General features: G+C 70.7%; 24 protein-coding genes. 11 read left to right on the top strand and 13 right to left on the bottom strand.

The window, feature by feature from the left end:
* From ACIA3K_RS29500 to ACIA3K_RS29470, 7 genes are read left to right on the top strand one after another with little or no spacing between them, the layout of a single operon-like run.
* Entirely contained in the window at positions 1 to 891 is an 891-nt protein-coding gene (locus ACIA3K_RS29500) for an ABC transporter permease (protein WP_396804860.1), read from the top strand.
* Positions 891 to 2,528: a dipeptide ABC transporter ATP-binding protein gene (locus ACIA3K_RS29495; RefSeq protein ID WP_396804859.1), complete on the top strand. Its 1,638-nt coding sequence runs from the start codon at positions 891 to 893 to the stop codon at positions 2,526 to 2,528. Before ACIA3K_RS29500 ends, ACIA3K_RS29495 begins: the two co-directional genes overlap by 1 nt.
* Positions 2,525 to 3,733, top strand: a complete 1,209-nt coding sequence (locus tag ACIA3K_RS29490; protein ID WP_396804858.1) for an LLM class flavin-dependent oxidoreductase — start codon at positions 2,525 to 2,527, stop codon at positions 3,731 to 3,733. Before ACIA3K_RS29495 ends, ACIA3K_RS29490 begins: the two co-directional genes overlap by 4 nt.
* A 15-nt stretch (positions 3,734 to 3,748) precedes the next feature.
* A complete protein-coding gene (locus ACIA3K_RS29485) occupies positions 3,749 to 5,104 on the top strand; it encodes an NtaA/DmoA family FMN-dependent monooxygenase (protein WP_396804857.1) in 1,356 nt (451 codons plus the stop codon).
* Complete coding sequence (locus tag ACIA3K_RS29480; protein ID WP_396804856.1) at positions 5,101 to 5,583, top strand: GNAT family N-acetyltransferase; 483 nt, start codon at positions 5,101 to 5,103, stop codon at positions 5,581 to 5,583. Before ACIA3K_RS29485 ends, ACIA3K_RS29480 begins: the two co-directional genes overlap by 4 nt.
* 28 nt (positions 5,584 to 5,611) lie before the next feature.
* Complete coding sequence (locus ACIA3K_RS29475; protein WP_396804855.1) at positions 5,612 to 6,682, top strand: LLM class flavin-dependent oxidoreductase; 1,071 nt, start codon at positions 5,612 to 5,614, stop codon at positions 6,680 to 6,682.
* Positions 6,683 to 6,698: 16 nt separating this feature from the next.
* Positions 6,699 to 7,826 (top strand): LLM class flavin-dependent oxidoreductase, encoded by a 1,128-nt coding sequence (locus ACIA3K_RS29470; protein ID WP_396804854.1) that lies wholly within the window; start codon positions 6,699 to 6,701, stop codon positions 7,824 to 7,826.
* Between the two features lie 25 nt (positions 7,827 to 7,851).
* Here ACIA3K_RS29470 and ACIA3K_RS29465 read toward each other — a convergent pair whose 3' ends face one another.
* The 6 genes from ACIA3K_RS29465 to ACIA3K_RS29440 all read right to left on the bottom strand — a co-directional run bounded on the left by ACIA3K_RS29465 (position 7,852) and on the right by ACIA3K_RS29440 (position 12,075).
* Complete coding sequence (locus ACIA3K_RS29465; protein WP_396804853.1) at positions 7,852 to 8,724, bottom strand: TauD/TfdA dioxygenase family protein; 873 nt, start codon at positions 8,722 to 8,724, stop codon at positions 7,852 to 7,854.
* Positions 8,721 to 9,491 carry an ABC transporter ATP-binding protein gene (locus tag ACIA3K_RS29460; RefSeq protein WP_396804852.1) on the bottom strand — a complete coding sequence of 257 codons (771 nt, stop codon included), beginning with the start codon at positions 9,489 to 9,491 and terminating at the stop codon, positions 8,721 to 8,723. The genes ACIA3K_RS29465 and ACIA3K_RS29460 overlap by 4 nt, the downstream gene beginning before the upstream one ends.
* Positions 9,478 to 10,506: an ABC transporter substrate-binding protein gene (locus ACIA3K_RS29455; RefSeq protein WP_396804851.1), complete on the bottom strand. Its 1,029-nt coding sequence runs from the start codon at positions 10,504 to 10,506 to the stop codon at positions 9,478 to 9,480. The genes ACIA3K_RS29460 and ACIA3K_RS29455 overlap by 14 nt, the downstream gene beginning before the upstream one ends.
* 11 nt (positions 10,507 to 10,517) lie before the next feature.
* The gene (locus ACIA3K_RS29450) at positions 10,518 to 11,384 is read right to left on the bottom strand and encodes an ABC transporter permease (protein WP_396804850.1); all 867 of its coding nucleotides are present in this window, start codon (positions 11,382 to 11,384) and stop codon (positions 10,518 to 10,520) included.
* A gap of 172 nt (positions 11,385 to 11,556) precedes the next feature.
* A complete protein-coding gene (locus ACIA3K_RS29445) occupies positions 11,557 to 11,724 on the bottom strand; it encodes a CbrC family protein (protein ID WP_396804849.1) in 168 nt (55 codons plus the stop codon).
* Between the two features lie 90 nt (positions 11,725 to 11,814).
* Positions 11,815 to 12,075 (bottom strand): hypothetical protein, encoded by a 261-nt coding sequence (locus ACIA3K_RS29440; RefSeq protein WP_396804848.1) that lies wholly within the window; start codon positions 12,073 to 12,075, stop codon positions 11,815 to 11,817.
* Between the two features lie 179 nt (positions 12,076 to 12,254).
* Between ACIA3K_RS29440 and ACIA3K_RS29435 the strand changes: the two genes are divergently transcribed.
* The 4 genes from ACIA3K_RS29435 to ACIA3K_RS29420 are packed head-to-tail and all read left to right on the top strand — an operon-like array spanning position 12,255 to position 15,665.
* Positions 12,255 to 13,094: an ABC transporter ATP-binding protein gene (locus tag ACIA3K_RS29435; protein ID WP_396804847.1), complete on the top strand. Its 840-nt coding sequence runs from the start codon at positions 12,255 to 12,257 to the stop codon at positions 13,092 to 13,094.
* Positions 13,091 to 13,912 carry an ABC transporter permease gene (locus ACIA3K_RS29430; RefSeq protein WP_396804846.1) on the top strand — a complete coding sequence of 274 codons (822 nt, stop codon included), beginning with the start codon at positions 13,091 to 13,093 and terminating at the stop codon, positions 13,910 to 13,912. The genes ACIA3K_RS29435 and ACIA3K_RS29430 overlap by 4 nt, the downstream gene beginning before the upstream one ends.
* Positions 13,891 to 15,051, top strand: coding sequence for a sensor histidine kinase (locus ACIA3K_RS29425; protein ID WP_396804845.1), 1,161 nt, complete (start codon positions 13,891 to 13,893; stop codon positions 15,049 to 15,051). The genes ACIA3K_RS29430 and ACIA3K_RS29425 overlap by 22 nt, the downstream gene beginning before the upstream one ends.
* Complete coding sequence (locus ACIA3K_RS29420) at positions 15,048 to 15,665, top strand: response regulator (protein ID WP_396804844.1); 618 nt, start codon at positions 15,048 to 15,050, stop codon at positions 15,663 to 15,665. Before ACIA3K_RS29425 ends, ACIA3K_RS29420 begins: the two co-directional genes overlap by 4 nt.
* A 59-nt stretch (positions 15,666 to 15,724) precedes the next feature.
* Here the strand turns inward: ACIA3K_RS29420 and ACIA3K_RS29415 are convergent, their stop codons facing one another.
* From ACIA3K_RS29415 to ACIA3K_RS29385, 7 genes are all read right to left on the bottom strand, one after another.
* Complete coding sequence (locus ACIA3K_RS29415) at positions 15,725 to 16,114, bottom strand: OsmC family protein (protein WP_396804843.1); 390 nt, start codon at positions 16,112 to 16,114, stop codon at positions 15,725 to 15,727.
* 119 nt (positions 16,115 to 16,233) lie between these two features.
* On the bottom strand, positions 16,234 to 17,859 hold the full coding sequence (locus tag ACIA3K_RS29410; protein ID WP_396804842.1) for a hypothetical protein: 1,626 nt from the start codon (positions 17,857 to 17,859) through the stop codon (positions 16,234 to 16,236).
* A gap of 173 nt (positions 17,860 to 18,032) precedes the next feature.
* Positions 18,033 to 18,584 (bottom strand): DM13 domain-containing protein, encoded by a 552-nt coding sequence (locus tag ACIA3K_RS29405; protein ID WP_396804874.1) that lies wholly within the window; start codon positions 18,582 to 18,584, stop codon positions 18,033 to 18,035.
* Between the two features lie 210 nt (positions 18,585 to 18,794).
* Complete coding sequence (locus tag ACIA3K_RS29400; protein ID WP_396804841.1) at positions 18,795 to 19,502, bottom strand: SDR family oxidoreductase; 708 nt, start codon at positions 19,500 to 19,502, stop codon at positions 18,795 to 18,797.
* Positions 19,503 to 19,705: 203 nt separating this feature from the next.
* Complete coding sequence (locus ACIA3K_RS29395) at positions 19,706 to 20,194, bottom strand: hypothetical protein (protein WP_396804840.1); 489 nt, start codon at positions 20,192 to 20,194, stop codon at positions 19,706 to 19,708.
* Positions 20,195 to 20,320: 126 nt separating this feature from the next.
* The gene (locus ACIA3K_RS29390; protein WP_396804839.1) at positions 20,321 to 20,833 is read right to left on the bottom strand and encodes a hypothetical protein; all 513 of its coding nucleotides are present in this window, start codon (positions 20,831 to 20,833) and stop codon (positions 20,321 to 20,323) included.
* The gene (locus tag ACIA3K_RS29385) at positions 20,823 to 22,622 is read right to left on the bottom strand and encodes a RyR domain-containing protein (RefSeq protein WP_396804838.1); all 1,800 of its coding nucleotides are present in this window, start codon (positions 22,620 to 22,622) and stop codon (positions 20,823 to 20,825) included. Before ACIA3K_RS29385 ends, ACIA3K_RS29390 begins: the two co-directional genes overlap by 11 nt.
* Positions 22,623 to 22,685 lie beyond the last annotated feature (63 nt).

The raw sequence follows: 22,685 nt of genomic DNA, 5'->3' as shown, positions 1-22,685 counted from the left end.
ATGACCGTCACCCTGGGCACCCCGCTCAGCGAAGCGCCCGCCCGCATCCTCGTCGACCCGACCGAACCGGCCGTACGCCGACGCGCACGGCCGGGCCCCGGTCTGCTCGCCGCCGGGGCGTACCTCGTCCTGCTGGTCGTCGCCGCGGCCTGGCCGGCGGCGCTGGCCCCCGACGACCCGCTCGCGGCCGATCCGCTCGCCGTGCTGAACCCGCCCGGGCCCGGGCACTGGTTCGGGACCGACCACCTCGGCCGCGACGTCCTGACGAGGGTGGTGCACGGCGCCGGTCACTCGCTCACCATCGGGGTGGCCGCCACCGCGATCGCGGTGACCGGTGGGGTGCTGCTCGGCCTGCTCGCCGGGCTCACGCACCGGGTCGCCGACGAGGCGCTGAGCCGCACCTTCGACGCGCTGTCGGCATTTCCGATGCTGCTGCTGGCGCTGCTGTTCATCGCCATCGCCGGCCCCGGGACCGCCAGCCTGATCGTCGCCATCGGCATCGCCACCCTGCCACACCACGCCCGCGTGGTCCGTGGTCAGACGCTTCTCGTGCGCCGCTCCGGCTTCGTCGAACAGGCCGTCACCTTCGGGCAGTCCCGGCCTCGGCTGGTGCTGCGACACGTGCTGCCCAACGTGGTCGGCCCACTGCCGGTGCTGGCCGTGATCGGGCTCGGTGAGGCGGTCCTGGCCGCCGCCGGGCTCAGTTTCCTCGGGATGGGCCCCCAGCCGCCGTCGCCCGAGTGGGGCGCGATGCTCTCCGAGGGGCGCAACTACCTCCACGTGGCCTGGTGGATCAGCATCGTTCCCGGCCTGGCCGTCACCGCCACGGTGGTGTCGCTGACCGTCGTCGGCCGGCACTGGCAGGCCCGCTTCGACGGGCGGCGACGCTGATGGCGCCGCTGGTCACGGTCGAGGACCTGCACGTCGACTTCGACACCCCGACGGGCCAGGTGGCCGCGGTGCGCGGGATCAGCTTCACCGTCGAGCGTGGCGAGTGCGTGGCCGTCGTCGGGGAGTCCGGCTCCGGCAAGAGCGTCACCGCCCGTACCCTGGTCGGTCTTGCCGGCCCGGGCGCGCGGGTCCGTGCCGCCCGGCTCGACCTGGCCGGCGCGGACGTGCGGACGCACCGCCCAAGGGACTGGCGGCGGGTCCGGGGTCGCCTCGCCGGGCTGGTCCTGCAGGACGCGCTGGTCTCCCTCGATCCGCTGCGTACGGTCGGCGCCGAGGTCGGCGAGGTGCTGACCACCCACGGCATCGTCGGTCGCACGGAACGGGCCGGCCGGGTCGCCCACCTGCTCGACCTGGTCCACCTGCCGGAGCCGCAGCGGCGGGCCCGACAGTATCCGCACCAGCTCTCCGGTGGGCTGCGGCAGCGGGCGCTGATCGCCTCGGCGATCGCCGGGGAACCGGCACTGCTCATCGCCGACGAGCCGACCACCGCCCTGGACGTCACCGTGCAGGCCCAGATCCTGCGGCTGCTCGCCGAGCGGCGGGCCGCCGGGGTGAGCCTGCTGCTGATCAGCCACGACCTGGCGGTGGTCGCCCAGGTCGCCGACCGGGTGCTGGTCATGCGCGACGGTCGCATCGTCGAGCACGGGCCCACCGACCGGCTGCTGCGGGCACCGGAGCACCCGTACACCCGGCAGTTGCTGGCCGCCGTGCCGTCGGCGTCGTCGCGGGGCCGCCGGCTCGCCGCGACGACCGTGGGTGACCGGGCGGCCCTGCCCGCCCGGGGCGAGGTCCGCCCCGACGACCGGGTGCTCGAGGCGCGCGGGCTGACCAAGAGGTACGGCGAGCACACCGTCGTCCGCGACGTCTCCTTCTCGGTGGCACGGGGCGAGACACTCGGGCTGGTGGGGGAGTCGGGCTCCGGCAAGAGCACGGTCGCGCGGATCGTCGCCGGTCTGCTCGACCCGGACGCCGGCACCGTCACCTTCGAGGGGACTCCGTGGTCCGCCGTCCGGGAACGGGCTCGCCGCCCGATGCGTCGTCGGCTGCAACTGATCTCACAGGACCCGCTGAGTTCCTTCGACCCCCGCTACACCGTGGGCCAGGTGGTCGGGGAGAACCTCGACCCCGACGTGAACCGGCGGGACCGGCGCGACCACGTCGTCGACCTGCTACGCCGGGTCGGTCTCGGGCCGGATCTGCTGGACCGACATCCCCGACGGCTCTCCGGCGGGCAACGGCAGCGGGTCGCCATCGCCCGCGCGATCGCCCCGAGGCCGAGCCTGATCATCTGCGACGAGCCGGTCTCCGCCCTCGACGTCTCCGTCCAGGCGCAGGTCCTCGATCTGCTGGCCGAGCTACGCGCCGCCGACGGCACCGCGCTGCTGTTCATCTCCCACGACCTGGGCGTGGTGCACCACCTGAGCGACCGGGTGCTGGTGATGCACGACGGCACGGTGGTCGAGCAGGGACCGGTCGGCGACGTCTTCACCTACCCCCGACACGACTACACCCGATCCCTGCTCGACGCGCTGCCCACGCTCGTCGCCGCCGGCCCACCGCAGGAGGAACGCCCATGACCGAGAAGACCGTGCACCTGGCAGTCGCCCTCGACGGCCTCGGCTGGCACCCGGCCGCCTGGCGTCTCTCCCGCGCCGGCGCGTCGGCGCCGCTGACCGCCCGCTACTGGGCCGCCCTCGCCGGGGAGGCCGAACGCGCCACCCTCGACCTGCTCACCTTCGAGGACAGCCTCGACCTCCAGTCCACGCGACCCGACGGCCCCGACGGCCGGGTCGACCAGCTCCGCGGACGCCTTGACGCGGTACAGATCGCGGCCCGGCTGGCCCCGCTGACCCGGCACATCGGGCTGGTGCCGACCACCAGCACCACCCACACCGAACCGTTCCATCTCGCCACCGCCGTGGCCACGCTCGACCACGTCAGCGGCGGCCGGGCCGGCTGGCGACCCCGGGTCTCCGCCCGACGCGCCGAGGCCGGTCACTTCGGCCGTCGGGAGGTTCCTGCGCTGGATCCGGCCCGGCTCGACGATCCGGAGGTCGTCCGACTCGTCGGTGACCTCATCGCCGAGGCCGGCGACGCCGTGGAGGTGGTCCGCCGGCTGTGGGACAGCTGGCAGGACGACGCCGAGATCCGGGACGTCGCCAGCGGGCGCTTCGTCGATCGGGAACGGCTGCACTACATCGACTTCGTGGGGCGGTGGTTCTCGGTCAAGGGGCCCTCCATCGTGCCCCGCTCCCCGCAGGGCCAGCCGGTGGTGGCCGCGTTGGCCCACTCGTCGGTGCCGTACGCCTTTGCCGCCCGGCACGCTGACGTCGTCTTCGTCACCCCGACCGACGCCGCGCACGCCGCCGCGATCGTCGCCGAGGTCCGGGCAACCGAGGCCGTCGTCGGCCGGACCGATCCGCCGCTGCGCGTGTTCGCCGATCTGGGTGTCCTGCTCGACGAGTCGCCGACGCTCGCCCGCCGGCGCGGCGCCCGTCTCGACGAGCTGCACGGCCAGGAGTTCCGTTCGGACGCGGCCACCTTCACCGGAACCGCGGCCGATCTGGCGGACCTGATCGCCACCTGGCAGCGCTCGGGTGTGGACGGCTTCCGGTTGCGACCCGCCGTGCTTCCCCACGACCTGACCCTGATCACCCGTGCGTTGGTGCCCGCGCTGCGGGGCCGGGGTCTGTTCCGGGTCGGATATCCCGGCGGGACGCTGCGTGACCTGCTCGGCCTGCCCCGACCGGCCAGCCGGTACGCCGTCGCGGCGACCGCCTGATCCCTGGAGACCGTGATGCCCAAGCAGATCATTCTGGCCGCGCACTTTCCCGGTGTGAACAACACGACGGTGTGGAGCGATCCCGACTCCGGTAGTCACATCGACTTCTCCTCGTTCCTCCACCTGGCCCGCACCGCCGAGCGCGGCAAGTTCGACTTCTTCTTCCTCGCCGAGGGCCTGCGCCTGCGCGAGCAGCGCGGCCGCATCCACGATCTGGACGTGGTGGGCCGTCCGGACACGTTGACCCTGCTGGCCGCCCTCGCCAGCGTCACCAGTCACCTGGGGCTGGCCGGCACCCTGAACACCACTTTCCGTGAGCCGTACGAGCTGGCCCGCCAACTGGCCAGCCTCGACCACCTCTCCGGCGGGCGCGCCGCCTGGAACGTCGTGACCACGTCCGACGCGTTCACCGGGGAGAACTTCCGCCGGGGCGGTTACCTCGACCGGTCCCTGCGCTACGAGCGTGCGGAGGAGTTCGTCCGGACGGCCCGCGAGCTGTGGGACTCCTGGCCGGCGGAGGCGATCGTGGGAGACCGCGACGGCGGCCGGTACGTGACGGAGGCGGATCCCGGCGCGTTCGCCCACCACGGCGACCAGTTCGACATCGCCGGGCACTTCACCGTGCCGCGCAGCCCGCAGGTGCACCCGGTGATCCTCCAGGCCGGCGACTCGCCGGACGGACGGGAGTTCGCCGCGTCCAGCGCCGACGCGATCTTCTCCCGGCACGGCACGCTGGAGGACGGTCAGGAGTTCTACCGGGACGTCAAGTCCCGGCTCGCCCGGCACGGCCGCCAGCCCGACGACCTGAAGATCATTCCCGGGGTCACCTTCGTGCTCGGCGACACCGACGCCGAGGCGCAGGAGCGCGCCCACCACATCCGCCGCCAGCAGGTCAGCCCACAGACCGCGATCCTGCTGCTGGAACAGCTCTGGAACCGGGACCTTTCCGGGTACGACCCGGACGGCCCGCTGCCCGCCGAGGACCCGGACGTGAGCGCCCACGCGATCAGCCGGGGCCGGGCCGGCATGTACCCGGACCCGGTCGGCACCGCCCACCGGTGGCGTGCCCTGGCCGAGGAGAAGGGCCTCGGAATCCGCGATCTGATCATCGAGGTGACCGGCCGGCAGTCGTTCGTCGGCACCCCCCGGCAGGTCGCCGACCGGATGGACCACTTCGTCCAGTCCGACGCCGCCGACGGGTTCATCCTGGTGCCACACCTGACCCCGGGCGGTCTGGACCAGTTCGTCGACCAGGTCGTCCCACTGTTGCAGGAACGCGACGTCTTCCGCACCGAGTACGCCGGCACCACCCTGCGCGACCACCTCGGTCTCGGCCCCGCCCGACCGGTCGGCCGCGTCGGTGCGGCATGACCACGCCCGTCACGGTCTGCCGCCGCCGCTGGGACGACCCGGACGCCACGGCCCTGCGGGCCGGAATGACCACCGAACTGCGCCACCGGTACGCCGACCGCCCTGCCGACCCGATCCACCTGCCCACGGCCCAGGTGCTCACCCCGGGCTCGGTGGCGTGGACCGGCGTGGCGTACACGGCCGACGCCACGCCGGTCGGGCACGCCGCCATGCGGTGGCACGGTCCCGACCTGGAACTCAAGCGGATGTACGTGCCGCCCGCCCACCGGGGGCGCGGCATCGCCGGGAGCCTGCTCGACGCGGCCCGCGAGGCCGCCGGTCAGCTCGGCGCGGCACGGATCGTCCTACAGACCGGCGACCGCCAACCCGACGCGATCCGCCGGTACGAGCAGGCGGGTTACCGGCCGATCCCGGTCTTCGCCCCGTACGACACCCTGCCCTACTCGCGCTGCTTCGCCCTGGCGGTACGCCGCCCATGACCCCCGTGCCGGAAGTGACGGTCCTCGCATGAAGTTCCTGCTGATCACCCTGATCACCCACCTGCCCGACCCGGTCACCGGTCAGCGCCGCAGCACCAGCGAGCGGTTCCGCGAGGTGGTCGACACGGCTGTGCTCGCCGAGGAACTCGGCTTCGACGGGTACGGCGTCGGCGAGCGGCACGAACGGCCGTTCATCTCCTCGTCGCCACCGGTTGTGCTGAGCCACATCGCGGCCCGTACGTCCACCATCCGGCTCTTCACCGCCGTCACCACGCTCAGCCTGCTCGACCCGGTCCGCGCGTACGAGGACTACGCCACCCTGGACCACCTCTCCGGCGGCCGACTCGAACTGATCATCGGTAAGGGCAACGGCGCCGCGCAGGCCCAACTGTTCCACGTCACCGCCGAGGACCAGTGGGACCGGAACCGGGAGGGCTACGAGCTGTTCCGTCGGCTCTGGCGGGAGGACCGGGTCACCTGGTCGGGGACGTACCGGCCGTCGCTGACCGACGCCGAGACCTGGCCGCGCCCGCTGCAACAGCCCATCCGTGTGTGGCACGGCAGCGCCACCAGTCGGGAGTCGGTCGACCTGGCCGCCCGCTACGGTGACCCGCTCTTCTCCGCGAACGTCACCAACCCCATCGAGCCGTACGCCGAGTTGATCCGCCACTACCGGGACCGCTGGGTCCACTACGGCCACGACCCGGCCGACGCCCTGGTCGGCGCCGGGTCGGCCGGCTTCTACGTGACGCGTACCTCGCAGGAGGCGATCGAGCGGTACCGGCCGATCTTCGACGCCCGGGTCGCCGCGTTCCAGCGGCTCGGCCTGCCGACCGTCTTTCCCACCATCGAGGACGCCATCGAACGCAGCTCCATCCTGGTCGGCAGCCCGCAGCAGATCGTCGACAAGGTGCTGCGCTACCACGAGGAGTTCGGCCACGAGGTCATGCACCTACAGGCCGATCACGACGGGCTGACCGACAAGCAGCACCGAGAGAGCCTGGAGCTGTTCCAGGCCGAGGTGGCGCCGGTGCTGCGGCGAGAAATCCCCAGTCGCCCCTTCGCACCGGCGCTGGCCGCCACGCCAGCGGTCCGATAGAGACGGGAAACCCACCATGCCATCGACGCCCCTGTCCGTCCTCGACCTGTCGCCGGTGCCCGCCGGCGGCACCGTCGCCGACGCCCTGCGCAACACGGTCGACCTCGCCCGGCGGGTCGAGCAGTCCGGCTACCACCGTTACTGGCTCGCCGAGCACCACCTCGCGGCGGGCGTCGCCAGCTCGGCGCCGGCCGTGCTCATCGGGCAGGTCGCCGCGGCCACCAGCGTGCTCCGCGTCGGCTCCGGCGCCGTCCAGGTCGGTCACCGGACCGCACTGTCGGTGGTCGAGGAGTTCGGTACCCTCGCCGCGCTGTACCCCAGGCGGATCGACCTCGGACTCGGCCGTTCCGGGCAGCGGCGCGTCGAGGCGGCCCGGGCACTCACCGCTCCCAGCAACGTGCCGCCGGTCGAGGCCCGGGTCGTCGACGGACTGCTGATCCCGCCGCCCTTCTCCTACGCCAGGGTGCTCGCCTCACCGCGCTTCGCGCTGGCCAACACGCTGTTGCACCAACCGGGCGCGCAGCCGCCGGCCTTCGCCGACCAGGTGGCCGACGTCCTGGCCCTGCTGCGCGGCGACTACACCGACGAGAACGGTCTGGACGCGCACGCCGTACCGGGGGAGGGCAGCGACCTCTCGGTGTGGCTGCTGGGCAGCAGCGGCGGCGAGAGCGCCCAACTCGCCGGCGCGCTCGGCCTGCCCTTCGCCGCGAACTACCACGTCAGCCCCTCCTCGGTGCTCGATGCGGTGACCGCCTACCGGGCCGCGTTCCGGCCCTCGGCGGTGCTGGCCCAGCCGTACGTGGTGGTCTCCGCCGACGTCGTCGTCGCCGAGACCGACGAGACGGCACGTCGGCTCGCCGCGCCGTACGGGCCCTGGGTGCGCAGCATCCGCAGCGGTGACGGCGCGATCCCGTTCCCACGCCCGGAGCAGGCCGCCGCGCTGCCGTGGACCGACGAGGACCGCGAGTTCGTCGCCGACCGGGTGGACACCCAGTTCGTCGGGTCGCCCGGGACGGTCGTCGAGCGGTTGCGTGTCCTACGGGACGTCACCACCGCCGACGAACTGCTGATCACCACGATCACCCACGCGCACGGCGACCGGGTCGGCTCGTATGAACTGCTCGCCAAGGAGTGGGGGAACTGACGACGCCCGCGCCGGTGAGGGATCGTCAACTGTCGAAGGGATGCGGGTGGTTCTGCGGTCCGCGGGGGATGTCCCCGCGCAGGGTGATGCGATGCATGACCCGCCGTTCGGACCCGTAGTCACGGTTGGCGTAGTGGGCCGTGCTGCGGTTGTCCCAGAGTGCCACGTCGCCGGGGCGCCAGCGGTGTCGCACGATGTGCTCCGGCTTGGTGAGGTGTGCGTAGAGCAGGTCCAGGATGGCCCGGCTCTCGGCCTCGGAGACTCCGACGATGTGTGCGGTGAAGCCGGGGTTCACGAAGATTCCCCGACGGCCGGTCTCGGGATGTACCCGGACCACCGGGTGCTCGACCGGGTCGAGCCGGGACACCGGCTGGCCCTCCCACACGTTGCCCCCGCGTTGGGCAAGGTAGTAGCCGAACTCGCGGGTGCCGTCGTGGACGGCGGTGAGCTGATCGACGAGTCGTCGTACGGGCTCGCTGAGCGAGTCGTACGCCAGCTGCGCGTCGGCCCAGTTGGTGTCTCCGCCGGTCGGCGGGAGGGTGACCGGGCGCAGGATCGAGCCGAGTGGTGGCCGCTTCATGAACGTGACGTCGGTGTGCCACACGTCGGCGAAGCCGTTGTCGGTGCTGTCCAGGGCGTACACCTCCGGATGGGCTTCGTCGACGCCGCCGACGACCGGATGCGACGCGGTCAGTTCGCCGATCCGGCGGCCCAGGCGCACCTGAGCGTCGTCGTCGAGGCGCTGGTCGCGGAGGAAGAGCACCTTGCGGTCGACCAGGGCGGCGCGGAGAGCGACGATCTCGTCGTCGGTGGCGGTGGCCAGGTTCAACCCGTGCACCAGGGCACCGAAGTGCGGCCCCAGCGGTTCGAGGTCGAGTTGTACGAGCACGGTGGTCATGTGGATGCTCCTTCGTGTCGGACGGCGTGCCCGATCTCGGCTCGCAGCGCGGCGTACTCGGGCAGGCCCCGCAGGTCGTCCGGCGTGACGCCGGTGCGCGGCAGGTCGATGGGCAGGTCCAGGACGATCCGGCCGGGGCGCGGGCTGAGTACCACGACCCGGCTGCCCAGGAAGACGGCCTCGTCCACGCTGTGGGTGACGAACACCGAGGTCCGACCTGTCACCGTGCTGACCGCGCGCAGGTCCTCCTGGAGGCGCTCCCGGGTCAGCGCGTCGAGCGCGGCGAACGGTTCGTCGAGCAGCAGCAGTGGGCGGTCCGCGGCGAGGGCGCGGGCGATCGCGACTCGCTGCTGCTGACCGCCGGAGATCTGCCAGGTCCGGCGCTTGGCCACGTCGGGTAGGCCGACCCGGGCGAGTAGCCGATCGACATCGTCGGTGGGCTGCCCGGCGTAGCGCAGGGCCAGCTCGATGTTGCCGCCGACGGTCTTCCACGGAAACAGGCGGGGCTGCTGGAAGACCAGGCCGGCGCCGCGCCCCGGGACCGGCGGCACCCCGGCGGTCAGGACCGTGCCGGTGGTGGGCCGCTCGAAGCCGGCGATCAGCCGCAGCAGCGTGCTCTTGCCGCAGCCGGACGCGCCGACCAGGACGAGGAACTCACCCGTCGGTACGGTCAGGTCGATCGGACCGAGGGCGGTGACGTCGCCGTACGCGTGCTCGACGTCGTTGACGGCGATCGCGGCCGTCCCGCCAGGGTCAGCCGAGGACATCCGGTAGCCCTTCGGTGTAGATGGCGGCCTGGACGGTCGCCAGGTCCGGCACGGCGTCGATCTTCTGCTGGTCCTTGAGGAACTGTGCCGCGCTGACGAGGTTGTCGGCGAGCTGGCCCTTGGCTGCCGACGTGCCGAGCCATGCGGGGCTGGCCAGGTCCCCGGGCTTGAGGAAGACGCCCTGCGAGAGTTGCCGTTGCGCTTCCTCGGGGCTGAGGTTGAGTTCGACGCCTACCGATTTGGCGGCTGCGGCCGGGTCGTTGTGGATCAGGTTGAGTGCCTGGGACTGCGCTTTACGCCAGGCGTCCACGGCCTCCGGGTGTGCCTTGACGAAGGCGGTGGCGACGACACCGAGGTCCAGGGTGGGCTTGCCGGCGGTGGCCAACTCGCGACTGGTGACCAGCACGGTGCCGGTCTTTCTGAGCTCGTCGAGCGACGGCAGCCAGGAGTAGGCGGCGTCCAGGTCGCCCCGGGTCCAGGCGGCCTGGATGTCCTGCGGTTCCAGGTCGACGATGGTGACGTCGGATTCCTTGACACCGGCACGGTCCAGCGCGGCCAGCAGGCTGTAGTGGGCGGTGGAGGCGAACGGGGTCGCCACCTTCTTGCCGCGCAGGCCGCTCACGTCGCTGACCCCGGAACCCTTGCGGGCGACAAGTGCCTCGTTGTCGCCGGCGACATCGAGCACGAAGGCGACCTGGTACGGGATGTTCAGGGGTGCGGACAGCCCGCGAGCGACCGGGCTGGATCCGATCGCCGCGATGTCGACGCTACCGGCCACGAACGCGGTGTTGATGCTGGCGCCGGAGTCGAACTTGGTCCAGGTGATCTGATAGTCGGGCAGGGCCTTCTCCAGCAGACCCTGGTTCTTGACGATGAGGTCGCCGCTCGGGAATGCCTGGTAGGCGATCCGGATGCTCTTGCGGTCCGGGTCGCCGCCGCCGCTGGCGGCACCGTTTCCGCAGGCGGTGGGCAGCAGTAGGGTGGCGGCGGCCATGAGGCTTAGCACCTTGCGCATGGGTTGTTCTCCTATATCTGGCCGCGCCACGGGATCAGCCGGCTCTCGGCGGTCCGCAGCAGGGCGTCGATGAGCAGGCCCGACAGGCCGATGGCGAAGAGACCGAGGACGACGACGTCGGTCTGTGAGTAGCGTTGGGCGTCACGGATCATGCCGCCGATGCCGGGTACGCCGTTGATCGTCTCCGCGGCGACCACCGAGGAGTACGCGACCCCGACGGCGATCCGAATCCCGGTGAAGATCTCCGGTAGCGCGTTGGGCAGCACCACGTCGCGGATCACCCGTGCGCGGCTGGCGCCCAGCGCCTGCGCGGCCTCCACCAGACCGGTCGGCGCGGAGTAGACGGCTGCCGCGGTGGCGACCGCGACCGGAGGCAGCGCGGCGATCGAGAGCAGCCAGAGCTTGGGTGTCTCGTCGATGCCGAACCAGATGATGAAGAGGCTGAAGTAGGCCAGGGGTGGGAGCGCCCGGATGAAGGTGACCACCGGTTCGACGACCACCCGGATCCAGCCGATGGTTCCCATGACGACACCGAGGAACACTCCGCCGGCGACACCGATGACGGATCCGATCAGGATGCGGCGCAGGCTCACCCCGAGGTGCTCGATGAGCAGGTGCCCGCTGTAACCACGGATGCCGTCGTGGGTGGTCGAGGTCTGGACGAGTTGGTGCCACACCGCACCGGGCGAGGGGATGAAGGTGGGGTTGCTGGTGGCGCGGGCGGCGATCTCCCACAGCGCGTAGAGCACGACGAGGGCGAGCAGCCGGAACAGGATCCGGCGGCGGCGTCCGCCGTGCGATGTCGGTACGGCAGGGGTCACCGTTGGCGCGCCGATCGAGGTTTGCGCGGCAGGTGGCGCGGGGACCGTGGTAGTCACCTACTTTTCCTATCGTGTAGATAGGAAATGAGCAAGAGGGAGATCGAAGGGTGGGAGTGTGGAGGCATGCCCAGCGGGGACTGAGTGCGTCGGCGTCGTCGCGGCTCAACCGATATCCCAGGACGCGAGGTGGATTCCGCAGTGCAGGCACTGGAACAGGTACGCGGTGGGCTCACCATCGAAGCATGTTCAGGGCGTCCGGATGAGGTTCGCCCTGACGACAGCCGGCCGGGCGGAGAAAGGCCACGCCATCGTTGCAGTGGTAGAGCCATGATCCCTGCTGCCAACCGGCGAAGCCGGGGGTACGACGAGTAGTTTCCTCGACGACGTGAGGCGACACGCCGTCGTCATCCTCTTCGTGGCAGCCGTCGGGTGGCGTTCGAGCCGGTCAATTCCCTACGTAGCCGATGATGCCGGGCACCCCAACCGGTCATTCACTCGGTCCCGCCTTCGAGCGGAGCTGGAGTACGTCCATGGCGTGGGGCAGCAGGATCGGGGGATCTGCTTCCCGCATCGCGATTAGACCGGCCATCGCTCCACGAGCGATGGCGTCGTCGATCGCTCGCCGCGCCTCTGGCGAAAGTGAATCCCAGGTGACCTCGGCGGCGCAGCGGGAGCAGCGCTTGTCGGCATGTTCCGGCAGATAGGACGCATAGCGCTGGCCGCAGCCCGAGCAACGAATATCGATCACGGCGCGATTATCGTCCTACGTCGCTGCCGCCAGTCTTGTCCACCTCGCGCCTGCCGAGGAGTTCCCCAGGCACGGCGGGTTCTCGCCGCTGCTCCTCGGCTGTCCACCGATCGGTGGACAGCCGCTGACGGTCGAGCGGTCGTTCCGCGGGAAGGGCCGTGACCGGCACCGTCGACGGTATGACAGCCATTGAGGCCATCGGCCTCCGCAAGGCCTATCAGGGCCATGAGGTGGTGCGCGGCATCGATCTCACAGTCGCTCGGGGCGAGGCCTTCGCGCTGCTCGGCCCCAACGGCGCGGGCAAGACCACCACTGTGGAGATACTTGAGGGACACCGCCGTCGCGACGCCGGTGATGTCCGTGTCCTCGGCGAGGACCCGGGCACCGCGGGGCGGGCCTGGCGGGCGCGGATCGGGATCGTCCTGCAGAACGCCGACGACGCGGCCGACCTCACGGTCCGCGAATTGGTACGGCACGTCGCCGGACTGTATTCCGACCCGAGACCGGCCGACGAGGTGATTGAGCTGGTCGGTCTCGCCCGGAAGCGCGACAGCAGGATCCGTACGCTCTCCGGCGGGCAGCGTCGCCGCGTCGACGTGGCGCTCGGCATCGTGGGACGCCCGGATCTGCTCTTTCTCGACGAGCCCACGACCGGCTTCGACCCGCAGGCGCGCCGGCAGGTCTGGGAGCTGATGCGCTCGCTCGTCGTAGAGGGCACCACGATCCTGCTCACCACCCACAATCTCGAGGAGGCCGAGGCACTGGCCGACCGGCTCGCGGTGCTCGCGGGCGGTCGCATCGTCGCCGAGGGCACTCCCGCCACGCTCGGCGGTCGCGGCACGGTCGGCGCCGCGACGGTGAGCTGGCGGGAGAACGGCGAGCGGCGCGTGGAGAAGGTGACCGATCCGACCCAGCTGGTCCGCAGGCTGGTCGCCGAGGACGCCGACCTGCGCAGCCTCACGGTCACCCGTCCGACCCTCGAAGACGTCTACCTGACCCTGATCGGAGCGGTGGAATGACCGCCGTACTGCCGTCGGCCACCCTTCCGTCCGCCCTGGCAGGTGGTCTGAGTCGGGGCCGTGTCGAGCTGCTCATGTTCTTGCGCGACCGCACCGCCGTGGTGTTCACATTCGCGTTTCCGGCCATGATTCTGCTGCTGTTCGGGACCATCTTCGACGGCGGCGACGACCGGAGCGGCGTCAGCGCGAGTCAGGTCTATTCCGCCAGCATGATCGCGTACGGCGCGTTGTCGACCGCGTTCGTGACGATGGGTTCGGGGCTGGCGATGGACCGCGAGGACGGCACGCTCAAGCGCCTGCGCGGCACGCCGCTCCCGGCGGCCGCCTATCTGATCGGCAAGCTTGTGCTGGTCCTGGTGCTCAGCATCGCCGAGGTGGTCGTGTTGGTCGGCGTAGGTGCGCTCGTCTTCGGCATACCGCTGCCCGACGCGTCGCACTGGCTCACGTTCGGCTGGCTCTTCCTGCTGTCGACCGCGTCGTGCGGGCTGCTCGGCGTGGCGGTCAGCGCGATGGTCACGCACGCGCGTACGGCGGGCACGATCCTCAACGTGCCGGTGGTCGCGCTGCAATTCATCTCCGGCGTCTTCATCCACCCCATCACGCAGTTGCCGCACTGGCTGATCGTGGTGGCCTCGATCTTTCCCGTGAAATGGATGAGTCAAGGCTTCCGCTACGTCTTTCTGCCCGACAGCATGAGGGCACTGGAGGCCAACGGCCAGTGGGAGCTTGGCCGCACGGCGTTGGTGCTCGGCGCGTGGACCATGATCGGATTGGTGCTATGCCTGGTGACCTTCCGGTGGAACCAGAAAGATCGCTGAGGCAGGGGGAGTCGCACGCCGGATACCTGTTCTGGTGGGACGCCTACTTCGGCCTGGTCGCGGCGGCGGTGGCCGCCGCGACCGTCGTGATCGACGATCATCTGCTGTGGCGTCGCTGGCTGGCGGTGGGCGCCATCGCCGCCATGGCGATGCTGCACGTGGCGGTCGGTCGGCGGCAGATCCGGCGCAGCGCCGCAGACGGCGCGGCCCGGGCAGTCCTGCTGACGTACCTCATGTTCTACGTCGTCGCGGTGGCGGCCGCACCCTTCGCGACCTGGCTGTTGTTCGCGGTCATCCCGCTCATCTTCCAGCTCACCGACGTGCGCGCCGGGATCGTCCTGGCGATCCTCGCGAACCTGGTCACCCCGGCGGTCAACCTCGTCGAGGAGCCGCAAGCGGTGCCCACCGACCTGCTGATCGCGGTCATCACGGGGACGGCGAGCATCTGGGTCAGCTTCTGGATCATGCGCGTGATCCGGCAGAACGTGGAACGCGGCATCCTCATCGGCGAGCTCGAGGCGAGCCGCGCCGAAGTGGCCCGCCTCTCGCACGACGCGGGGATCTCCGCCGAACGGTCCCGTCTCGCCAGCGAGATCCACGACACGCTCGCGCAGGGCTTCACGAGCATCGTCACGCTGCTCCAGGCGTACGACCCGGAGCTGCGCGACGAGCGTCTGGCGTTGGCGGTGCGTACCGCGAAGGAGAACCTGGCCGAGGCGAGGGCCCTGGTGGCGGCACTCTCGCCCGCCGCGCTCGCGTCGGGGTCGCTGCCCGACGCAGTACGCCGTCGAGCCGCCTACTTCAGCGAAGAAACCGGGGTGACCGCCACCGTCCGGGTGATCGGGGCGCCACGGGAACTGCCCACACCGGTCGAGGTGGTACTGCTGCGGGCCGCGCAGGAAGCACTGACCAACGTACGCCGGCACGCGCACGCCACCGAGGCGCAGGTCGTGCTGGCGTACGGCGATCGGGGCGTACGCCTGGTCGTGCGGGATGACGGACGCGGGTTCGCGCCCGACGGCCTCGATGGGTTCGGGCTCGCCGGCATGCGCTCGCGCGCCGAGCAGGTCGACGGCATCCTCACCGTCCATGGTGGACCTACGGGCGGCACCGTCGTCGAGCTGGAGGTGCCCGCGTGATCCGCATCGTGCTCGTCGACGATCACCCGGTCGTACGGATGGGGTTGCGCGGCATGCTCGACGCCGAGGATGACCTGACGGTGGTGGGCGAGGCGTCGTCGGGGCCGGAGGGCGTGCGGCTCACCGCCGAACAGCACCCCGATATCGTGCTCATGGACCTGCGCATGCCGGGCGGTGATGGAGTCGAGGCGACCGGGCGGATCCGCACGCACGTTCCGGGCGTCCGCGTGGTGGTGCTCACGACGTACGAGTCGGACCGGGACATCCTGCGGGCGATCGAGGCCGGCGCCAGCGGTTATCTCCTCAAGGACGCCACACCGGCGGAGCTGGCGGAGGCGGTCCGGGCCGCCGCCCGGGGCGAGACCGTGCTCGCGCCGAGCGTCGCCTCCACGCTCGTGCGGCAGGTGCGGCACCCCGCGCCGCCGGCCCTCTCGGCCCGCGAGACCGAGGTTCTGCGCCTGGTCGCGCGCGGGCTCACGAACGCCGACATCGGACGGGAGCTCTACATCAGCGAGGCCACCGTGAAGACCTACCTGCTACGCGTCTTCGGCAAGCTGGACGTCGCCGACCGCACGGCCGCCGTCACCAGAGCGCTGCGTCATGGCCTGATCTGACCCCACAGGTACGCCTCGGCGACGCCGCGGGGCGGCGGGCAATGGTGTTGTAGGGCGAGTCAGCTTCTTCGTACCGTGGTCCCGGCGCGAATCGCGCGCGGTATCTCGGCGACATCGTCGACACGATCCAACAGCATGGCAAGTTCGTCGCCGGACGCGGGTGAGCTCAACTCGACCCGGTAGGTGATGCCGCTCGATATCCACGTCTGCGTGTCGAAACCTCCCTCGGCCGAGACACGTACCCCGTCGATCCGGATGCCGAGTCCGCCTGCCTCCCGATATACGTCGTTCAGGACGCAGCCAGCCGCAGCGAGGTGAAACAGGTGCGCCCCGGTGAAGTCCGCCTCGACCGTCACGCCCTCGGATGTCCAGCGATGGGGGAACCGGATCGCATCGCCGTCATCTGATCTGAACGAGCCGGCACCGACCACGACCGCGAAGTGCTCCACCGGTTGCTCCTGTTCGCTGTGCCTGAACCGATCGGGTCATTGTTGCCCGCTACCAGCAGCACCACCAGACGCCACGACATCCGCCTCTGCCGCTGACGGTCGGCTACCCGTCAGCACCGTCAGGGGGACGACGAGGCAACTCGCTCTCGCATCACCTGCACGGACAGCGACGGGTTCGCCGCCGCCGACTCGGCTAGCTCGTCGTGGTCGAGCAGCTCGATGATCCGCTCTGCCGGAAGTCGGAGACATGCCGCCATCGGGTGGCGCACCGTGGCGTCGGGGTCGTGAGCGAGCCGGTCGATGAGCGTCGGATCTGCCTGTGGGTCGCGGGCGACGAGCCGTCGGACCGCAGGATCCTGGTCGTCGGCGAACCGGGCCAACGCTGCCGTCGGGAAGTTTGGCAAAGCCAGCAGTCGACCACGGTCGCATCGGCGGTGCTCGTGCTCGCGGTACACCCGCAACAGCAGGTCGGGTGGTGCGGCCGGATGGTGGTGGGCGAGGAGGGCGCGTACGCCGGAATCGGAGTCCTCTGCGAGCGCGGCGACGACGTCGGTGGGCAGTCGCGGATCGACCGCGGCCCGCCGGCGCAGCAGCGGGTTGACCGACGCGGCGAGGCGCACCGACTCCGCCAGTGGTGGCAGTGGCGGAGACGGCAGCGCCGCCCGGTTGTGCCAGGGCAGGTCGGTCCGGCGGTCGTACGGTGCGGTGGTCACGTCGATGTCGATCGCCGCCCGGTCCATCTCGCTGAGCGCCCGATGGAGGGAGACGGCGGTACGTACGGACACGTCCGGATCGGCGGCGAGCCGATCCAGCTGCGAGCGGGTCAGGTCGTCGCGCTGGGCGAGGCCGCACCGGACGTCTGCCGACGGGTGGTCGAACAACGTCTCGACCACCTCCGGTGGCAGGTTCGGGTTGGTCGCCATCGACTCGGCGCCGTGCCGGCCGTCCCGGTCGGCGAGCACGTACTCGACCAGCGCGGGCGAGAGCCGCAGGTCGCTCAGCAGGCTTCGGTACGCGTACCCGTTGCCGGGCAGGTCCGCAGGCTCCTGCACCCGTTCCCGCTCGGCGTAGAAGTGGGCGATCGCCGCCTGGATCTCCGGCACGTCGTCGTGCCGCAGGGTTTCGCGCAACTGCTCCCGGGACGTCTCGGGCACGTTGCCGAGCAGGTCGACCGCGGCGGCACGGACAAGGGGTTCCGGGTGGGTGGCGACGACAGGCACCGCACGCCGGTCGCGAATCCCGAACTCGAATGCCTCGCCGCGCAGGTCGTCTGACGTCATGAGGCCCCGCCGGAAGTACTCGACGAATCGGTCAAGGGACCGCAGGAAGGCGCGATCCGGCAACGCGAGGTCCGGATCCTCACGGACGAGTTCGAAGACGCGACGCTCGGGGTCGTCCAGGAGTCGGAGCCGGAGCTCTGGGTCGACGTGGGGGTTGGCCGCGATCGCGCCGCGTACTCGGGCTAAGGGGTGCCGGATGGCCGCTGCGACGACCGCGGGCGGTAGGTCGGCCCGTCGCCGGAATGCTGCCGGCACGGCCTCGGCGTGGTTGTCGAGCAGCCGCAGGAGCACGTCGACCGGTGCCGCCGGATTACCCGCCAGGCCCCGCGCGACCGGGTCTCCAGCCGGCCCGTCCAACCAGAGGTCGCCACGGACGTAGACAACCCTGGGGGTACGAAGGTGGTCGTCGCCCGTGGAGGAGTCGGTGGCCGTCCGGACTGTCGTCCAACAGCTGTCGTTGATCACGACGAGTGAGGGTATAGCCGCGAAACCACAGCTCAACAGGCCTTTTCGCCCGACTGACAACAGTCCGGGCCCGATATATGCTGGGCATGGCATCACTCCTTGCAGGACGCTGTCCAGCGCCGCGGTCCACTCCTGCGGCTGGCCGAGATCCGTGCCACGCGTGCTCCCGCTGACTACGAGGGGACGGCGGCGAGTTCCGCGGCGCCGAACGAGACAGCGAATCGCTTGCACCAGATGCTGACGCTGCGGAAGGCCGCCGGGTCGACTCCCGCAGCCAGTCGGTACACCTGATCACCGTGATTACCTTTGAGCTTGCCCAGTTCCGCGTACCGGCCGTCGTCGAACACCCGCCAGCCGGCGGTGCCGGTGCGAACCCGTTGGTCGGACAACCACACCCGTAGGTCGGGGCCGTCGCTGGTGTCCAGCCCGTCGATCTCCAGCTGGTGACTGCCGTCCGGGTTGCGGACCATCCGGACCGTGCCGCTGGTGTCGTGCTCGTGTGTGACGAAGGTGCCCTCTGCGAGGACGATCGGCGAGGCCGGAACATCCGCAACTTCGGATGAGGATTGAGACGGCTGCGGGATGGTGGTGGAAAGGGGCTCCGCCACGACCGTGTCGGTGAACAACCGCCAAGGCTGGAACCAGTAGAGCGCTCCTGCGACACCGATGCCGAACATGGCAACGACGATCCAGGTGACAGGAGTGCGAAGAAGACGGCGGGTCACGGTTCGAGTCAAGCCGCCGGGCGTCATTGTGGCCAGACCGGGCCGGATTACCGATTGCTTACGACGCCTGACGGGCGATCCGGCCGAAGGCGTGGGCCGTTGCGAGGCTACGGAGACAGCCGGGGGCCGGCTCCACCGGAAGCCGGCCCCGCGTCGGACGTACGCCCTTTGAGCCGGCCGTCCATTTCGGACGGCCCGCCGCTGGCAGAGTCACGCAAAGAGGTTGCCGGCGAGGTCGGCGTAGAAGAGGGCGGGGTCGCGGGAGAGGGAGGCCTTGACGTTGGCGGTGGGCTTGTCGGCGATGACTTCGATCTTGCCCGCCTCCAGCCCGTCGAGGGCCTGGCTGACCACCTCGTGGGGCGCGAGCTTGGGGATGTCGACGCCGGCCATCATGTCCGTGTCGGCGATCGCCAGCGCCAGGGCGGTGACCAGAGTCTTCTGGTCGGCCAACTCGAGCCGGATGCCGTTCGTCAGGGACCATTCCGCGGCCTTCGAGGCGGCGTATCCGTTGCTGCCGGGGGAGAAGGTGTACCAGCTCAACGCCGAGATGACGTTGAGGATGGCGCCACCGGCCAGCCTGGGCGCGAACGCGCGGGTGACATTGAGGGTCCCCCAGAAGTTGGTGTCGAAGTCTTTGCGGATGTTGTCCGTGGAGGGGCCGAGCAGCGGGGCGTTCGTGGAGGTGCCGGCGTTGTTGATGAGGATGTTGAGATCACCCACCTGGGCCGCCGCGGCCTCGATGGACGCGGGATCCGTGATGTCCATCTGGAGGGCGACGGCACCGGGGATGTCGATGCTTTCCACGCGTCGGGCGGTCGCATAGACGGTGGCGCCGCGGGCGAGGAGCGCCTCGGCGAAGGCCTTGCCGAGGCCCCGGTTGGCACCGGTCACGAGAGCTGTTGAGCCGTTGATTCGCATACCAACACGCTAGAACCTCACGTTGACGTCAGAGGCAAATGTTGCGAGGTTAATCACGGCCGCCCGGTTGGGCCGGCTGCTCGTCGGGGGTGCCTCCGTGGGTTGTCAAGAGGCCGCTGATGCGGGTGCCGGAGGCCGCCTGACATGCGAATCGGCGGCGACCCCCGGGTGAGGGGTCACCGCCGATTGCGTGGTCGAACCGGTCAGGCGGCGGAGCAGACGGTGTCCAACTCCTTGGTGGCTGCTTCCAGTGCCTTCTTGCTGGGCTTGGCGTCGGCGGACTTGTTGTACGCGTCGCTCAGGCTCATCATCTCGTCCTGGATCTTCTCGGAGGCGGTGGTGACCGCGTCGTTGGCGCCTATCGTGTGCGCCAGGATCGCCACCGAGCCGGCGGCCCACTGTGCACTGACCGCGAAGTGCCCGGCTGGCGGGCCGATCTTCTCGGCCTTGGCGATCTTAGTGGCGTTGTCCTTGATGTCCTTCTTGATGTCGGCGCAGGCCTTCACCGTGGCCGCGTCGTTGGCCGGAGTGCTGGCTGCGGTGGTCGCCGGACTGCCGGTCGGGGCGGCACTTGAGGCCGCCGGGGATGGCGCGGTCGCGGTGCTCTCCGATTCGGGCTGCGGATCGCAGCCCGACATCGCGATCGCCGCCACGACGGCCAGGCCAGTCAGGACGAGTCGAGTTCGGTTCATCGATGGTTCCCCCGTGATCTTCATGTTCGGCGCACGCTACCAGTCGCAATCGATCCGGTGGGACCAGTTATCGGGCCAACGGCGGCTGTGGCCGGTGCTTCGTCGATCGGCAGCAGGACCGGCTCGTCAACCCTCGGTGGGCGTTCGACGGGCACCGACGGGCCAGAGGATCGTGGTCGGGACGCCGTGGCGCCGCGCCCAGTCGATGGTCCGGTCCGTCGACGCGGGGTGCAGGCCAGGTTTGCCGTCCCACACCGCCACGAGTCGCTGCGCCCGTCGGACCAGCTCCCGGTTGGCGACCACGTACGCATCGGTGTCCGAGCGGTCGTATCCGGTGTGGACGACCGCCACCGCCCGGTCGAGCAGCTCATCGAAGGTCAGCCGGTTCTCCGGCCTGATGACCGCGATCCGGTAGTCCAGGGCCGGCAGGATCACCTCGTAGGTGCCGCCCAGGTCGAGGATCGTTCGCGCGAAGACCTGGTCCGCGCCGGCCGCCAGGCAGGTCACCCCGTGTACGGGCCGGTCGCTGATCCGGCCCAGTTCGACGCGGAGCGCGTCGGCGACGAGCAGTTCGGTGTCCCGGGTCAGGTTGATGTGCCCGGTCACGCCGACGCGGACCGGGTCGAGGTCAGGCGGCATCCGGCGGGCCTGTCCGCTGCGTGGGCACCGGGGGTGCCAGCCGGATCAGCTCGAACCCGCTGTCGGACAGCACGTCGGGCAGTGCCCGGACCCCCTCGCGATTCTGCTCCCGCACGTCGGACGGCAGTTCCTCCCACGGCCGCAGGGCGGGGTGCCGCCGCTGGGCGTCATCGCGCGGGTCGCCGTACGTCCAGCCGTCCCCGCGCCGTTCCCGGCACCACCGCTCGTGCTCCAGGCGCGCGAGTTCCTCGATCCCGTCGTCGATGGCCTGCCCGGCGGCCGAGGCGTCAACGGTGTCACCGTGCCGGGGCGCCACGACGCACCCGAGATCCAACAGCTTGGCGGCGATGTCCTGGACGTGGGCCCGGTTGGCCCGCCGCAACGACTCGGGTAGTCGTGACCAGTCCACCATCGCCGGGGCGTCGCCGAGTCGTACGCCGGCGCGCTGCTGGGCCTGGACGTACCGTTCGTGGATCAGCCGGGCCAGCCGCTCGGTGAGATCTTCGGCGATCAGTCGGGCGTCGCAAGCGTGGGCGAGCACCGGATAGAGACGGAGCTTGCCGTGCACCTCGTCGAGCAGGTCGTGCCGGGAGTCGCCGTGAAAGGCCGCGGCGAGCGCCGCCTGCCGGTAGACCGGCACGAACACGGCACTTTCGGCGCCCTGCCACAGCGCGGGCGTGTCCAGCACGAACTGCACGCCGTTCGTCTCGTCCGGCGCGCACACGTAGATGCGGTCGTAGCGGTCGCGGCCGAGACCGACGACGCCGTCGAGATCCAGGTCGTACGCGGTCAACTGGCAGACGGTCGCCAGGAACGGGTAACGCGAGGAGGCCAGCGCGATCTCGGTACCGGCATCCGGTGCCACGACGTCCACCCGCAGGGGCGGCACGGCGTGGCCCCCGGGGGTGTCGGCGCGGAACGCGCGCCAGTGCCGGGCGGTCTCCACCAGGAGAGCCCGGCGGAAGGTGCCGGTGCCCGCGATGAGGATCCTCGTCGGTCGGACTCCCGCGCTGGGCAGCGGGTGGTGCCGGTGCAGCGCGCGTGCGGCGACGTCGTCGACGTGGAAGTAGTCCAGCCGCAGCCGGCTGGACCCGGCGGCGCCGAGCCGTCGGGCCTGCAGGGACAGACACATCTCCGAGTCGTGGACCAGGATGTAGACCCGCGGTGGTTGCCGTCGGTCCTGGATGAGCCGGTTGGCGGTGTTGGCGATCGCGTGGTTGCGGTCGTCGTCCTCGCTACAGGCGTAGATGGTGTGGGCTCGGGGCAGTCCGGCGCCACGCAGCACCTCGGGGCTGGTCGGGTCGCCGACCACGCCGAGGTACCGGCGCCGCCGGTACTCCAGCGGCCCGAACGGTTCGGAGCGCACCACCACCACACGTTCACCGTCGGCGAAGAGCCGGTCGGCGAGCATGTGGGCGAACTGGGAGTCGCCGCAGACCAGGACGTGACCACGTGCCCGTCGGGCGCGCAGGCGGCGACTCTCGGCGGCCAACAGCAGCCGGCTGGCCTCGGCCACGGCGAGGAGCGTGAACAGCGGGGCGGCGAACCGGGCGACCTGCAGCTGCCACGGGTAGGGGCCGGCGTTCTGGAAGGGTTCGGCGCCGAAGACGAAGAGTTGCAGGTCGTAGTAGAGCACGTCGTACGGATCGTGGGCGACGTCCGGGCGGGCTTGGAGCAGGCGCTCGAAGCCGACGTAGCCGAGGACGAGGGCAGCCAGCCCGATCAAGCCGAAGAGGACTCGCAGACTCCAGCCGGTCGGGCGGGACGAGCCGGCGACCGGATCCGTCATGGGCTCATGGTATTTGACGAGGTCGATCGGGCTGTCGCTCGACGCGCACGCGGTATGTGCCGA

The organism is Micromonospora sp. NPDC051543, from assembly GCF_044454415.1.
Taxonomy (GTDB): Bacteria; Actinomycetota; Actinomycetes; order Mycobacteriales; family Micromonosporaceae; genus Micromonospora.
Note: the sequence above shows the minus strand (reverse complement) of the source record. Positions and strands in the feature narration are given on the sequence as shown.

What these genes read in the sequence shown, in the direction of transcription:
- ACIA3K_RS29500 (WP_396804860.1), top strand. Translation starts at nt 1, where the DNA reads ATGACCGTCACCCTGGGCACCCCGCTCAGCGAAGCGCCCGCCCGCATC.
- ACIA3K_RS29495 (WP_396804859.1), top strand. Translation starts at nt 891, where the DNA reads ATGGCGCCGCTGGTCACGGTCGAGGACCTGCACGTCGACTTCGACACC.
- ACIA3K_RS29490 (WP_396804858.1), top strand. Translation starts at nt 2,525, where the DNA reads ATGACCGAGAAGACCGTGCACCTGGCAGTCGCCCTCGACGGCCTCGGC.
- ACIA3K_RS29485 (WP_396804857.1), top strand. Translation starts at nt 3,749, where the DNA reads ATGCCCAAGCAGATCATTCTGGCCGCGCACTTTCCCGGTGTGAACAAC.
- ACIA3K_RS29480 (WP_396804856.1), top strand. Translation starts at nt 5,101, where the DNA reads ATGACCACGCCCGTCACGGTCTGCCGCCGCCGCTGGGACGACCCGGAC.
- ACIA3K_RS29475 (WP_396804855.1), top strand. Translation starts at nt 5,612, where the DNA reads ATGAAGTTCCTGCTGATCACCCTGATCACCCACCTGCCCGACCCGGTC.
- ACIA3K_RS29470 (WP_396804854.1), top strand. Translation starts at nt 6,699, where the DNA reads ATGCCATCGACGCCCCTGTCCGTCCTCGACCTGTCGCCGGTGCCCGCC.
- ACIA3K_RS29465 (WP_396804853.1), bottom strand. Translation starts at nt 8,724, where the DNA reads ATGACCACCGTGCTCGTACAACTCGACCTCGAACCGCTGGGGCCGCAC.
- ACIA3K_RS29460 (WP_396804852.1), bottom strand. Translation starts at nt 9,491, where the DNA reads ATGTCCTCGGCTGACCCTGGCGGGACGGCCGCGATCGCCGTCAACGAC.
- ACIA3K_RS29455 (WP_396804851.1), bottom strand. Translation starts at nt 10,506, where the DNA reads ATGCGCAAGGTGCTAAGCCTCATGGCCGCCGCCACCCTACTGCTGCCC.
- ACIA3K_RS29435 (WP_396804847.1), top strand. Translation starts at nt 12,255, where the DNA reads ATGACAGCCATTGAGGCCATCGGCCTCCGCAAGGCCTATCAGGGCCAT.
- ACIA3K_RS29430 (WP_396804846.1), top strand. Translation starts at nt 13,091, where the DNA reads ATGACCGCCGTACTGCCGTCGGCCACCCTTCCGTCCGCCCTGGCAGGT.
- ACIA3K_RS29400 (WP_396804841.1), bottom strand. Translation starts at nt 19,502, where the DNA reads ATGCGAATCAACGGCTCAACAGCTCTCGTGACCGGTGCCAACCGGGGC.
- ACIA3K_RS29395 (WP_396804840.1), bottom strand. Translation starts at nt 20,194, where the DNA reads ATGAACCGAACTCGACTCGTCCTGACTGGCCTGGCCGTCGTGGCGGCG.
- ACIA3K_RS29390 (WP_396804839.1), bottom strand. Translation starts at nt 20,833, where the DNA reads ATGCCGCCTGACCTCGACCCGGTCCGCGTCGGCGTGACCGGGCACATC.
- ACIA3K_RS29385 (WP_396804838.1), bottom strand. Translation starts at nt 22,622, where the DNA reads ATGACGGATCCGGTCGCCGGCTCGTCCCGCCCGACCGGCTGGAGTCTG.